A 12,771-nucleotide genomic window follows, 5' to 3' on the forward strand; every position below is an offset into this window, starting at 1 on the left:
ATCAACGGCGATCCAGCCACACGGTCTGCGCATTGCAGAACTCGCGCACGCCGAAGTGCGACAGCTCGCGGCCGAAACCGCTTTTCTTCACGCCACCGAAGGTCACGCGCGGGTCGCTGGCGGAGTAGCCGTTGATGAACACGCCACCAGTTTCCAATTCGCTGGTCAACTGCTGGGCCAGGGCGACGTTGGCGGTGTAGATCGTGGCGGTCAGACCGAACTCACTGTCGTTGGCCAGGGCCACGGCGTGAGCGCAGTCGCGAGCGGTGATGATCGAGGCCACCGGGCCGAACAGTTCCTGTTTGAACGAGGTCATGCGGTCGGTGACGTCGGCCAGCACGGTCGGCTCATAGTAGTTGCCTGCGCCCTCGACCTTGCCACCGCCGAGCAGCAGGGTGGCGCCATCTTCGAGGGTGTCGCGCACTTGTTGATCCAGTTCGTCACGCAGATCGAAACGAGCCATCGGGCCGATGTAGTTGTCGGCGGACAACGGATCGCCCATCTTCAACTGGCGGGTAGCCTCGACGAATTTGCGGGTGAACTCTTCAACCACGCCTTCTTCGATGATCAGACGTTTGGCGGCGGCGCAGACCTGGCCGGAGTTCTGGTAACGACCGATCACTGCCGCTTGTACGGCTTCATCGATATCGGCGTCGTTGAGCACGATGAACGGATCGGAACCGCCCAGTTCCAGCACGCATTTTTTCAGCGCGGCCCCGGCCTGTGCGCCGATGGCCATGCCGGCGCGGACGCTGCCGGTCAGGGTTACGGCAGCAATGCGCGGGTCGGCGATGGCGCTGGACACGCCTTCCGGGGTGACATTGATCACTTCAAACACGCCATCGGCAAAACCGGCGCGCTTGAAAGCATCGCGCAGCAGATAGGCGCAGCCCATCACGTTCGGTGCATGCTTGAGCACGTAGGTGTTGCCGGCGATCAGCGCCGGGACGGCACCGCGCAGCACCTGCCAGATCGGGAAGTTCCACGGCATCACGGCGAGGATCGGCCCCAACGGACGGTATTCGATGCGTGCCTTGCCGCCTTCGACCAGGGTCGCCTCGGCGTTGAGCATGGCCGGGCCGTGTTCGGCGTACCACTCGCAGAGCTTGGCGCATTTCTCGATTTCGCCTCGGGCCTGGGCGATCGGCTTGCCCATTTCCTGAGTGATCATGGTCGCCATGGCTTCGCTGCTGTCACGCAGGGCGCTGGCCAGCGCGGTCAGGGCGCGGGAGCGGTCCTGCAAAGGCTTGCGTTTCCATTTGCCGAAACCGAACGCGGCGCGGGTCAGCGCGGCATCGAGGGCCTCGGCGGATTCGAAGGCGTAATGACCGATCTGCTCGCCGGTGGCGGGGTTGATCGAGATGGCGTGGGTCTGGCTGGAAATCGGGCTCATGGCATCGTCCTGCGAGGTCAGTGGATGCGCTCAGAGTAGGGTGGCGTTTGATTTCTGGAAACTGAATAATAAAGAGCGTTTCTTTCACGATTGGAGAATGACTGTGGATCTGGTGCAACTGGAAATCTTCAAGGCCGTTGCCGAGCACGGCAGCATCAGCGCCGCGGCGGCGCAGATCCATCGCGTGCCGTCGAACCTGACGACCCGTATCAAGCAGTTGGAGGAAGATCTGGGCGTCGACCTGTTCATCCGCGAGAAAAGCCGATTGCGTCTGTCGCCCGCCGGCTGGAGTTTTCTGGAGTACGCGCGGCGGATTCTCGATCTGGTGCAAGAGGCCCGAGCCACAGTGGCCGGCGAGGAACCGCAAGGTGCATTCCCGCTGGGCTCGCTGGAAAGCACGGCAGCGGTGAGGATTCCCGGTTTGCTGGCGACCTATAACCAGCAGCATCCGAAGGTCGATCTGGACCTCTCGACCGGCCCCTCCGGGACGATGATCGACGGAGTGCTTTCCGGGCGCCTGGCGGCGGCGTTCGTCGACGGCCCGGTCTTGCACCCGGCACTGGAAGGCATTCCGGCATTCGAGGAGGAAATGGTCATCATCTCGCCGCTGCATCACGGGCCGATCAAACGTGCTGCGGACGTGAATGGCGAGAACATCTATGCGTTCCGCTCGAACTGCTCCTATCGCCATCACTTCGAAAAATGGTTCAGCACCGACGCGGCGGTGCCCGGCAAGATCTTCGAAATGGAGTCCTATCACGGCATGCTCGCCTGCGTCAGCGCGGGGGCGGGTCTGGCCCTGATGCCGCGCAGCATGCTGCAGAGCATGCCGGGTTGCGCGACGGTAAGCGTCTGGCCGCTGGCGGCGGATTTTCGTTATCTGACCACGTGGCTGGTGTGGCGGCGGGGTACGGTGTCGCGCAGTCTGAGCATGTTTGTACGCTTGCTTGAGGAGCGAGGCGTGGTGCGTGCAGAAGAGAATTGACACTTTGTGTCATGGTTGTATCTTAGGCGTTCAGTTTCGCAATATAAAAAACTATACAGCGCAAGCGATTAGCCAGAAGGAATCAGCGATGACCACAGCCCTGAGCGGTAAAGAAGCAGTAGGTGAGCGTTTTGTGCTGGAGACCATGCGCCACGCCCAGCAGTTGACCTGGAAGGCCGTGGACGAGATCGCCAAGGTGATCAAACCCGGCATGCGCGAATCCGAAGCCCATGCGCGAGGCAAGGAAATCCTCGTCGAGCTGGGCATGGACCGGATCTGGCATCCGCTACTGATCCGCTTCGGCGCCAATACGCTGAAGACTTTCAAGGAACGCTCCGACGGCGATCCGGTCCTGGGCGAGAGCGACATTTTCTTCATCGACATGGGCGTGGTCTGGGAAGGTCACGAAGGCGATGCCGGGGCGACGTTCGTCACTGGGTCCGATCCGCAAATGATCGCCTGTGCGGCCGCCTCCAAAGACCTCTTCGACAAGGTCGAAGCCTTCTGGCGCCAAGGCGTAACCGGTGTCGAACTGTACCGCTACGCCACCGATCAGGCGGAGGCCATGGGCTGGAAGTTGAACCTGGACATCAAGGGCCACCGGGTCAGCGATTTTCCTCACGCGATTTACCGTGGCGGCAATCTTGGTGACTTCGATCAGGCGCCGAATGCCGGTGTGTGGATTCTGGAAATCCAGATCGAACACCCTGAGCTTCCTTATGGCGCTTTCTATGAAGACCTGTTGATCTGATTCACATTGACGGTGCTAGAGTCAGGAATCGATGTTCAAAGAGGTGCAGCGCTGTAGTTGTAACTACATAGCGCTTGTCACGATGATGCAGGCCGTTTCCTAACTCCAAAGTCAACAAAAGGACGTCCATCATGAAAGTCAGTGCCCGCAACGTGTTCAAAGGTCAGGTCAGCCAGGTTCAGGAAGGCTCGGTCAATGCGGAAGTCGTCCTGACCCTGCCGGGCGGCGAGAAGCTGGTGGCGGTCGTGACCCTGGCCAGCCTCAAGAGCCTGGGCATTGCGGTGGGCAAAGAAGCCGTCGCCCTGGTCAAGGCGCCTTGGGTGATGCTGATGACCGAATCCAGCGACATTCGCCTGTCGGCCCGCAACTGCCTGCAAGGCAAGGTGCTGAGCGTGACCGATGGCGCCGTCAACGCCGAGGTGGTGATCGAGCTGGCCGGCGGTTCGAAGGTCTACTCGATCGTGACCCGCGACGCGGTGAACGAACTGGGCCTGGCGGCAGGCGTCAGTGCCACGGCGGTGATCAAGGCTTCGCACATCATCCTGGGTGTGCCGGCCTGATCAAACGCGTGACTCGATAAAAATGCCCGGTTCGGTGTTTGCCGAACCGGGCATTTTTTATCTATCTCAGAGACTGCCCGCCAGTTTCCCGGTCATCAGCCGCCGGCGATAAGCACTGTCCCGACTGGCCAGCCAGAAATACAGCGGCGACGTCACCAGCAACCCCACCAGCCACGACAAGTCCGCGCCGTTGATGTGCGCCGACACCGGGCCGACATACAGCGGCGTGTTCATGAACGGAATCTGCACCACGATGCCGATCGCATACGCCAGCAAGGCCTGCGGGTTGTAGCGGCCGTAGATGCCGCCGTCGACCTGGAAGATCGAGGCGATGTCGTACTGACCTTTGTGGATGGCGTAGAAGTCGATAAGGTTGATCGCCGTCCACGGCACCAACACCACCAGCAGCACCAGCACCATGTCGACGAAGTGGCCGATGAAGTCCGACGACGCACCCACAGCGGCGAAGCAGCAGGCCAGCAGCACGATCAGCGAAATCACCGCGCGGCTCTTGGCGGTCGGAATCCAGCGGTAGGCAAAAGTCTGCACCAGGGTGATCAGCGACAGCACTGCGCCGTACAGGTTGAGGGCGTTGTGGCTGATCACGCTGAGCAGGAACAGCACCAGCATCAGCGGGCCGATCGAGCCGGTGGCGAGTTTCACCGCATCCATGGTGTCCATGCCCACCGGGGTTGCCAGCACGGCGACGGCACCGAAGATGAACGACAGGCTGGAGCCCAGTGCGGAGCCGAGGTAAGTGGTCCAGAACGTCGCGGCTACCGGCACATTGGCTGGCAGGTAACGCGAGTAGTCCGAGACGTAAGGCGCAAATGCAATCTGCCACAACGCCGCCAGCGACACGGTGGCGAGCCAGCCCGAGAGGTTGAAACTGCCACGGGTGAGGAAGTCGGCGGTCTGCACGTGAGTCAGGATGTAGCCGAAGCCGACCACGATGCCGATCCCGAGCACCCAGGTGCCGATGCGGTTGAGCACATGGATGAAGCGGTAACCGATGATCCCGATGATCCCCGAACCCAGCGCGCCGATGACGATGCCGACCGGCACCGGAACGCTGTCGACCACGCCATGCAGCGACTTGCCGGCGAGCACGATGTTGGAGGCGAAGAAGCCGATGTACATGACGCCGGCAATCAACACCACCAGCAGTGCGCCGAGGGAGCCGAATTGTGCGCGACTCTGGATCATCTGCGGGATGCCCATCTGCGGGCCTTGCGCCGAGTGCAGCGCCATCAGTACACCGCCGACCAGATGGCCCACCAGAATGGCGACGATGCCCCACACCAGATTCAGATGAAACAGTTGCACGCCGAGGGCGCCGGTGACGATGGGCAACGGCGCGATGTTGCCGCCGAACCAGAGGGTGAACAGATCCCGAACCTTTCCGTGGCGATCTTCAGGCGGCACATAGCCGATCGTGTGTTTCTCAATGAGCGGTGCGGACGTTGTTGCAGAGGTGGCCATGACGAACTCCAAGGCAAGGACGAGTACGTGGACGTACTTCAGTAAGCGCCGGCACGGACGGCGCATTTCTTGTTGGGGTTGATCATGGGCAAGGAAAGGGGAGAGATAAATTAGTAGTTTTGTTGCTTCAGACGTTAAAAATACGAGGCTCTCCGGTCAGCTGAAAGCGCTCTGTTTCGGGCGTTTCAGCGCCATGAACGGCAACGCAGCTGACCTCCATTGGAGCAGCTGTCTGTCGGTGTTTTTGCGGCTTGGCTGCGGACTTTTATCCAGCAGCCAGACCGTTTTTTCAAAGGCGAATCGAAGCCAGCATCCGTTGCAGCATCTCATCGCAGGCCTTGAGCTGATCGCGGCTGACGAACTCGTCCGGCTTGTGGCCCTGATCCATGCTGCCGGGACCGCACACCACCGTGGGAATCCCCACTGCGTCGAACAATCCGCCTTCAGTGCCAAACGCCACCGTGCCGAAATCGTCCGAGCCACAGAACGTGGCGATCAATTCGGCAGCCTGGCTCCGGCTATCCGTCGCCAGCCCCGGATACGCCGACAATTCGCTGAAGCGGATATCGCTCTGCCCGCTGACGGCCCGCATGCGCGGCAGCATTTGCTGCTCGGCGTAGGTCTTGAGTTGCTGCGCGACGACTGCCGGATCCTGCGAGGGCAGGGCGCGGATTTCGAAGTCGAAACGGCAATCGGCGGGGACGATATTCAACGCCTTGCCACCGCCGATCACACCGGTTTGGACCGTTGAATACGGCGGGTCGAAACGCGGGTCGAGATGTTCATCCTTGAGCTGCCTGCCGATGCGCCCCAGCTCGCCGATCAGTTCGGCGGCGCATTCGATGGCATTGACCCCGAGCGGCGCGTAGGCCGAGTGACAGGCGTGACCCCGGACATCGCAGCGCATCGCCAGTTTGCCCTTGTGCCCGAGCACCGGTTTGAGTTCGGTCGGCTCGCCGATGATGCACAGCAGCGGTTTGACCGGACGCTGCTCCAGCACCTTGAGCAACGAACGCACGCCGAGGCAACCGACCTCTTCGTCATAGGACAAGGCAATGTGTACCGGCATACGCAACGGTGCTTTGATCAACGAAGGCACCAACGCCAGTACACAGGCGATGTAGCCCTTCATGTCCGCCGTGCCGCGACCGTAGAGCTTGCCGTCACGCTCGCTGAGCTCGAACGGCGGCACGGTCCATGGCTGACCATCGGCAGGCACCACGTCGGTGTGCCCCGACAACACGATGCCCGGCTGATCGGCCGGGCCAATCGTGGCGAACAGGTTGGCCTTGCTGCGCTCATCGTTGTAGATCAGCTCGCACGGCACATCGAACCGTTCGAGGTAGCTGCGAACGAAGTCGATCAATTGCAGGTTGGACTCGCGGCTGGTGGTGTCGAACCCAACCAGCGTCTTGAGCAATGCGACGCTGTCGCTCATCGGTCGTCTCCGGCAACCCCGTAGCCCGGCGCCTTGGCCGGATCGAGAGCGCGGTCGATGTAGTCCTGCAACTGCGGGCGATAGGCGTCCCAGAGTTTCTGCAACTGGCCGATCGGGTCTTCATCGGCCCAGTCCACCCGCAGGTTGACGATGGGCCAGGTCAGCTCGCCGACCACGACCACGGCTGCCGAATGCACCGGGCCTGCTTCACCGCCCAAGGCCTGGGCGGCGTGCAAGGCCTTGAGCAGGCGGTCGGCCAATTGGCCTTCGCCATCCTCGAAGGCGCTGACCATGGCTTCGATCACCGAACGCCCGGCGAGCATGTTGCCCGCCGCCACGCATTGTTCGCCCGACACCGCGTTGTGTACGCCAAGGGTTTGTGCGCCGCTGAAATGCGCGGTCTGGCCGAGGTGGTTGATCGCGGTGATTTGCCGGTACTGACTGTAGCCGTTGCGGGTCAGCACCTTGTCCAGCGCCGCCTCGGGCGTCAGGCCTTGCTCCATCAGGGCGAGCACTTCCGGGCCGAGGGACGGCAGGGTGATGTTCTGGCTCGACACCGCGCCGACACCGGGCAGCAGCCACGGGCAGCGGGCGCCGACGGCGATGCTGGAGGAACTGATGGCGATGCCGAACTGACCGGTTTCGGGGCAGCGGGCGGCAATGGAAAATGTCATGTGTGGCCTCCTTTCGCTAGGGTCGAATTACTCGGGAATCACCGCAACCACATCAATTTCCATCAGCCACTGCGGCTGACCCAGGGCCGACACCACCAGCCCGGTGGAGATCGGGAACACGCCCTTCAGCCACTTGCCGACTTCCTGATACACCGGTTCGCGGTAGCGCGGGTCGATCAGGTAAGTGGTGGTCTTGACGATGTGGCTCAGGTCGCTGCCGGCCTCTTCGAGCAGTTGCTTGACGTTGCGCATCGCCTGTTCGGTTTGTGCGCGCGGATCGCCGAGGCCGACAAGTTCGCCATCGAAATTGGTGCCGACCTGACCACGGACATACACGGTGTTGCCGGCGCGCACGGCTTGGCACAAATCGTTGTCCAGGGTCTGGTTCGGGTAAGTGTCCTTGGTGTTGAACATGCGGATGCGTGTGTGGGTTGGCTGACTCATGTAAGGCTCCTGACGAAATCGGACCCGGCGCGACAGGCGCCGGGATTGAAGAGGGAAATCAAGCGTCGACGGTGTCGGCGGCTTTGTTGTGCAGTGCGGCTTCGCGTTGCTCGGCATCGCGATAGGCCAGGTATTTGCGCTGGGTGGCGATGTGATCGGCCACGTGCTTGGCGTCGTGCCACACGCCCCAGATGAACGACGAACCGCGTCGCGACTGCCACGGCAGACCGAGGAAATACACACCCGCTTCGCTGGACACGCCGCGCTGGTGTTGTGGTTTGCCGTTGTCGTCGAAAGCGGCGACTTTCAGCCAGGAATAGTCCACGGCAAACCCGGTGGCCCAGATGATCGAGGTGATGCCGGCGGCGGCCAGATCGAGGTCGGCCAGCGGGTTTTTCACGCATTCAGGGTCCGGATAGGTTTCCCGGGCTTCCGGTTCCAGCGGCAGATCGAGGCCGTTGCGTTCGATGTAGGCATCGGCGGCATCCAGCAGCGCGAGGTAGTTCTCGTCGCCGCGCTTGAGGTTGTCGCGCAGGTCTTGCTTGAAGGTCACCACGCCGTTGCTGAACGACTCGGTTACACCGACCAGAGTCATGCCGCGATGGGCCAGGCCACGGAAATCGATGGTGCGGCCACCGTGGGCGCCGCTGACGGCGATGGTCACGTGTTCGCGGCCGGGTTTCATTGCGGCCTGATCCCATTCGCCGAGCACGCCAAGCCACCAGCAGAAATCACGGTTGCGATAAGCGCGAGGAGGGCGGTCATGGGCGCCGACCGAGAGGTAGACCTGCTTGCCTGAGCGCTGCAACTCATCAGCGATCTGCACGCCCGACGAACCGGCACCAACCACCAGCACTGCGCCGGCCGGCAGTTGTTGCGGGTTGCGATAGTCGGCCGAGTGAATCTGCAGCAGGCGTTCATCCTTCGGCGCGATGGCCGGGATCACCGGACGCTGGAACGGACCTGTCGCAGCAACGACGCGCGCGGCTTCGATCACGCCTTCGGAAGTCTCGACGGTGAAGCCCGGACGACCGACATTGCGCACCACGCTCTTCACGTCCACGCCGGTGCGGATCGGCGCATTGAATTTCTTCGCATAGGCTTCGAAGTAATCGGCGACACGTTCCTTGTGGGCAAAACCATCCGGATCGACATCGTCGAATTCCATCCCCGGAAAGCGGTCGTGCCACGCCGGGCCGTTGGCCACCAGCGAATCCCAGCGCCCGGTGCGCCAGCGTTCGGCAACCCGATTGCGCTCCAGCACCAGGTGCGGCACCCCGAGTTTGCTCAGGTGTTCACTCATGGCCACACCCGCTTGACCGGCGCCGACAACAAGCGTGTCTGTTTTTATTATTTCAGTGGTCATCTCTGATCCCTTCTCACGAGGCCGTTGGATTCAGGCCGCTGTCGACCTGTTCTCTGTGCTTGGGATCAGACTAGGGAGGGGGTGGTTATCGGTAAAATATTATTAAGCTGGCATGTGAAGATAAAAACGTGATGCAGAGGCTTAAAAGCCCCGTAAATGCTGGGCTTCGCCATGACACCGGAATCCGGGACAACGAAAAAAAAGGGCCGCCGACTGGGTTGTCGGCGGCCCTTCGCAAGGCGTGCTCGGATCACACGGACTCAGCGATCGAGAAACGCCAGCAGGTCTTCATTCAATTGCTGCGCATGGGTCACGGCGAAGCCGTGGGGCGCCCCGGCATACACCTTCAATTCGGCACCCTTGATCTGCGCCGCAGCGCGTTTGCCGGTGGTTTCGAACGGCACGATCTGGTCGCCATCGCCATGAATCACCAACGTCGGCACATCGATTTTCACCATGTCCGGGCGGAAGTCGGTTTCCGAGAATGCAGTGACGCAATCCACGGTGCCCTTCAGCGAGGCGAGCAGCGCAATATTCAGGGTTTGCGTCAGCACGCCCTCAGAGACTTTCTGGCCCTGGTTGGTGCCGTAGAACGGCGCTGCGAAATCGGCGATGAACTGCGCGCGATCCTTCAGCAGGCCGGCCTTGATTCCGTCGAACACCGACTTGTCGACGCCTTCGGCAAAGTCCGGTTTCTTGCCGAACAGCGGCGTCACCGCGCCCAGCAGGACCAGACCGGCAACGCGCTCGCTGCCGTGGCGTGCAATGTAGCGGCTGACATCACCGCCGCCCATGGAGAAGCCGACCAGGGTCACATCACGCAGGTCGAGGTGTTCGATCAACTGCGCGATGTCATCGGCGAAGGTGTCGTAGTCGTAGCCGGTCCACGGCTGCTCGGAGCGTCCGAAACCGCGACGGTCGAAGGCAATGGTGCGGTAGCCGCGACTGCTCAGGTATTCCATCTGGTATTCCCACATGTCGGCGTCCAGCGGCCAACCGTGGCTGAACAGCACGGGCTTGCCGCTGCCCCAGTCCTTGAAATAGATCTCGGTGCCGTCTTGGGTGGTGAACGTGCTCATGGAAACTCCTTGGAGGTTGGCTCTATGTGGTTGCCGTGGTGGCAGCAATCACTATCGCGGCAAAGCAGCTCTGCCACTTGTACGCAGGTGCTAAGTTCGTGGTGGCCGGTGTTATCGCTTCTGCGACATGAGTTGTAAGATGCAACCGCATCCCATCTTTCGTTTGCCGGAGATATACGAAATGAAGCGCAAAAGCCTTGCCGGCAATGCCTGCCCGGTCGCCCGGACGCTGGACCTGATCGGCGACTGGTGGTCGTTGCTGATCGTCCGTGATGCGCTGGAGGGCATCCGCCGTTTCGGCGATTTCGAGAGAAGTCTGGAAATCGCCAAGAACATCTTGAGTGTTCGCCTCAAAGGCCTGGTGGAGCGCGACATCCTGCGCCTGGTGCCGGCGTCCGATGGCAGCGCCTACAAGGAGTACGTCCTGACGGAAAAGGGCCGGGCCCTGCAAACCGTGATTGTCGCGCTGTCACAGTGGGGCGGGGAGTTCATGTTCGAGCCCGGTGAGTCGGGTTCGGTGATGGTCGATGCGCAGAAGGGGAAGCCGATCAGGAAGCTGGAGTTGCTGTCAGCCGATGGCCGGGTACTGGCGCCGGAGGATGTGGCGACGAAACGGGCTGTTGAGCATTGATGTGAAGTGAGCCGGATCTGTCGGATGTTTCGCTTCTCGGAACGTTCTCTGATGCTGTGGACGGTTTTCTTTAAGTGATCTGAGAAACATCCTGCATCTCTGTCGGAGTCGGACGATTTCACCGATGCCGTTCATCGGCAACACTATTTCGGTGAATCCTTAAATTGACGTCAGAATAGTGGCACTTTAACGTGGCGCCACTATTCTGATATCGCTTTCCGTCTCGAGGGATCGAACATGTCCTCACCCGCCCTCGTGGCGAGGTTGTGCCTGGCTTTGCTGTGCCTTTCTCCGCTTGATGCTGTATTCGCTGCACCCACCCCCGGTGACACCGACCTGATCCGCGACCGCCAGAACCGCCTGCTCGAAGAGCAGCAGCGGCGTCTCGAAGAACTCAAGGATCTGCCCGGCAAGGAAGCCAGGCCAGTTCAACCGGCGGCGCCGACCGACACCCGTTGCTTCCCGATCAAGGACATCGAACTCAAAGGCGCCGACAGCCTGTCGGAGAGCGACAAGGCGCGCCTGCTCAAGCCTTACATCGGCCAATGCCTGGGCGTACCGCAGCTCAATGAACTGCTCAAAGTCATTACCGACCACTACATCGAGAAGGGGCTGGTGACCAGCCGTGCCTACCTGCCACAACAGGATTTGTCCGCCGGGCACCTGAAAGTGCTGGTGGTCGAAGGCAAACTCGAAAGCCTGAAGGGGGCCGAGAACAGCAAGCTTTCCGAGCGTGAGCTGTCGATGGCGTTTCCCGGCAAGGCCGGCGAACTGGTCAACCTGCGTGAGATCGAGCAGATGGTCGATCAGCTCAATCGCCTGCCGTCCAATCAGGCCAAGATGGAGCTCTCGCCGGGCAAGAACGTCGGTGGCAGTGATGTATTGGTCAACAACACCCCGCAAAAGCCCTGGCGTGTCGGGTTGTCGCGCAGCAACGACGGCCAGCGCAGCACCGGCGAACAGCAGTGGGGCACCACGTTTGACTGGGACAGCCCGCTGGGCCTGGCCGATCAGTTGAGCCTGCGCGGCGGCCACGATGCGATGACAGACCACCAGCACACCTCCAACAACGCCATGCTCAATTACAACCTGCCGTGGGGCTGGTGGAACTTCAGCTACACCTACAGCCAGAGCGAATACCGCTCGCAGATCGCCGCCAACGGCTACAACTTCAAGCAGACCGGCGACAGCGAGAACCATCAGTTTCGCGCCGAGCGTGTGATCCACCGCGACGCCGTCAGCAAGACTTCCCTCAGCACTGGCCTGTCTTACCTGCGCAGCAACAACTTCATCGAAGACAGCAAGCTGCGGCTGAGCAGCAACCGCATCAGCGAAGCGCAGTTCGGCTTCAACCACGGGCGGCGAATTGGCAGCGCCTTCGTCAACTTCGATGCCGGCATGCAGCAGGGCATCGGTGCGTTCGATGCCCAGGGCAGCCACGATCCGGGCCCCGGCGAGCCGGATGCGCGCTACCGCAAATACACCGCGACCCTGAGTTATCTGCAGCCGTTCAAGCTGTGGGGCGAGTCGCTCACCTTCAGCAGCCTGATGACCGGCCAGCGCAGCGAAGACGTGCTGTTCAGCCCGCAGCGCACCAGCCTTGGCGGACTGTCATCGATCCGTGGCTACAAGGATCAATCGCTGTCCGGCGACAGCGGCGGCTACTGGCGCAACGACCTGCGCTGGGCTCGCCCGGTGACCGCCGAATGGCTGCGCCCGGTGTTCGCCGAATACGGTACCAGCCTGGGCTACGACCAGGGCGTGATTCGCAATGATCGCTACAACGGTGACCAGCACGGACGCATGTCGAGCAACTCACTGGAGTTGTTTGCTCGTGGCCAGCATGTGGCGGCCAGCGTGACCTTCGCCCACTCCCTGGAACGACCCGCCGCGCTGACCGAGCGTGAAGCGCCGATCTATTTCCGCATGGATTTCTTCCTCTAATTCCGTCTGCTCCGAGTTTTTGAC

The 12,771-nt window shown here is 61.5% G+C and carries 12 protein-coding genes; 5 read left to right on the top strand and 7 right to left on the bottom strand.

All coding sequences use genetic code 11. From position 1 onward, the window contains the following. Position 1: 1 nt before the first annotated feature. On the bottom strand, positions 2-1,393 hold the full coding sequence (locus ACKLNA_RS03180; protein ID WP_408984828.1) for an aldehyde dehydrogenase family protein: 1,392 nt from the start codon (positions 1,391-1,393) through the stop codon (positions 2-4). A gap of 103 nt (positions 1,394-1,496) precedes the next feature. On the opposite strand from ACKLNA_RS03180, the gene ptrR reads away from it, so the two are divergent. From ptrR to ACKLNA_RS03195, 3 genes are all read left to right on the top strand, one after another. Beyond that, positions 1,497-2,378: a putrescine utilization regulator PtrR gene (ptrR, locus tag ACKLNA_RS03185; protein WP_085711607.1), complete on the top strand. Its 882-nt coding sequence runs from the start codon at positions 1,497-1,499 to the stop codon at positions 2,376-2,378. Positions 2,379-2,466: 88 nt separating this feature from the next. Further along, a complete protein-coding gene (locus tag ACKLNA_RS03190) occupies positions 2,467-3,129 on the top strand; it encodes a M24 family metallopeptidase (protein WP_408984829.1) in 663 nt (220 codons plus the stop codon). A 131-nt stretch (positions 3,130-3,260) separates the two neighbouring features. Next, complete coding sequence (locus ACKLNA_RS03195) at positions 3,261-3,689, top strand: molybdopterin-binding protein (RefSeq protein WP_007950468.1); 429 nt, start codon at positions 3,261-3,263, stop codon at positions 3,687-3,689. 66 nt (positions 3,690-3,755) lie between these two features. On the opposite strand, the gene ACKLNA_RS03200 is transcribed toward ACKLNA_RS03195, so the two are convergent. From ACKLNA_RS03200 to ACKLNA_RS03225, 6 genes are all read right to left on the bottom strand, one after another. After that, positions 3,756-5,171 carry a cytosine permease gene (locus ACKLNA_RS03200; protein WP_085711370.1) on the bottom strand — a complete coding sequence of 472 codons (1,416 nt, stop codon included), beginning with the start codon at positions 5,169-5,171 and terminating at the stop codon, positions 3,756-3,758. 289 nt (positions 5,172-5,460) lie between these two features. After that, on the bottom strand, positions 5,461-6,609 hold the full coding sequence (argE, locus tag ACKLNA_RS03205; protein WP_408984830.1) for an acetylornithine deacetylase: 1,149 nt from the start codon (positions 6,607-6,609) through the stop codon (positions 5,461-5,463). Next, positions 6,606-7,283, bottom strand: a complete 678-nt coding sequence (locus ACKLNA_RS03210; RefSeq protein WP_085711368.1) for a DUF1028 domain-containing protein — start codon at positions 7,281-7,283, stop codon at positions 6,606-6,608. Before ACKLNA_RS03210 ends, argE begins: the two co-directional genes overlap by 4 nt. Positions 7,284-7,310: 27 nt before the next feature. Further along, a complete protein-coding gene (locus ACKLNA_RS03215; protein ID WP_007950460.1) occupies positions 7,311-7,727 on the bottom strand; it encodes a RidA family protein in 417 nt (138 codons plus the stop codon). A 58-nt stretch (positions 7,728-7,785) separates the two neighbouring features. Then, positions 7,786-9,093, bottom strand: a complete 1,308-nt coding sequence (locus tag ACKLNA_RS03220) for a flavin-containing monooxygenase (RefSeq protein ID WP_408984831.1) — start codon at positions 9,091-9,093, stop codon at positions 7,786-7,788. 260 nt (positions 9,094-9,353) lie between these two features. Then, a complete protein-coding gene (locus ACKLNA_RS03225) occupies positions 9,354-10,172 on the bottom strand; it encodes an alpha/beta fold hydrolase (RefSeq protein ID WP_408984832.1) in 819 nt (272 codons plus the stop codon). A 181-nt stretch (positions 10,173-10,353) separates the two neighbouring features. Here ACKLNA_RS03225 and ACKLNA_RS03230 point away from each other — a divergent pair, with 181 nt between their 5' ends. Further along, entirely contained in the window at positions 10,354-10,803 is a 450-nt protein-coding gene (locus ACKLNA_RS03230; protein WP_085711606.1) for a helix-turn-helix domain-containing protein, read from the top strand. A 237-nt stretch (positions 10,804-11,040) separates the two neighbouring features. Beyond that, complete coding sequence (locus ACKLNA_RS03235) at positions 11,041-12,747, top strand: ShlB/FhaC/HecB family hemolysin secretion/activation protein (RefSeq protein ID WP_408984833.1); 1,707 nt, start codon at positions 11,041-11,043, stop codon at positions 12,745-12,747. Positions 12,748-12,771 lie beyond the last annotated feature (24 nt).

It is taken from the genome of Pseudomonas sp. UV AK001, assembly GCF_046097675.1.
Taxonomy (GTDB): Bacteria; Pseudomonadota; Gammaproteobacteria; order Pseudomonadales; family Pseudomonadaceae; genus Aquipseudomonas; species Aquipseudomonas kribbensis.

Excerpts from the sequence above, each read along its gene's own strand:
- ACKLNA_RS03180 (WP_408984828.1), bottom strand. The coding sequence starts at position 1,393 with ATGAGCCCGATTTCCAGCCAGACCCACGCCATCTCGATCAACCCCGCC.
- ACKLNA_RS03190 (WP_408984829.1), top strand. The coding sequence starts at position 2,467 with ATGACCACAGCCCTGAGCGGTAAAGAAGCAGTAGGTGAGCGTTTTGTG.
- ACKLNA_RS03195 (WP_007950468.1), top strand. The coding sequence starts at position 3,261 with ATGAAAGTCAGTGCCCGCAACGTGTTCAAAGGTCAGGTCAGCCAGGTT.
- ACKLNA_RS03200 (WP_085711370.1), bottom strand. The coding sequence starts at position 5,171 with ATGGCCACCTCTGCAACAACGTCCGCACCGCTCATTGAGAAACACACG.
- argE (WP_408984830.1), bottom strand. The coding sequence starts at position 6,609 with ATGAGCGACAGCGTCGCATTGCTCAAGACGCTGGTTGGGTTCGACACC.
- ACKLNA_RS03210 (WP_085711368.1), bottom strand. The coding sequence starts at position 7,283 with ATGACATTTTCCATTGCCGCCCGCTGCCCCGAAACCGGTCAGTTCGGC.
- ACKLNA_RS03215 (WP_007950460.1), bottom strand. The coding sequence starts at position 7,727 with ATGAGTCAGCCAACCCACACACGCATCCGCATGTTCAACACCAAGGAC.
- ACKLNA_RS03220 (WP_408984831.1), bottom strand. The coding sequence starts at position 9,093 with ATGACCACTGAAATAATAAAAACAGACACGCTTGTTGTCGGCGCCGGT.
- ACKLNA_RS03225 (WP_408984832.1), bottom strand. The coding sequence starts at position 10,172 with ATGAGCACGTTCACCACCCAAGACGGCACCGAGATCTATTTCAAGGAC.
- ACKLNA_RS03230 (WP_085711606.1), top strand. The coding sequence starts at position 10,354 with ATGAAGCGCAAAAGCCTTGCCGGCAATGCCTGCCCGGTCGCCCGGACG.
- ACKLNA_RS03235 (WP_408984833.1), top strand. The coding sequence starts at position 11,041 with ATGTCCTCACCCGCCCTCGTGGCGAGGTTGTGCCTGGCTTTGCTGTGC.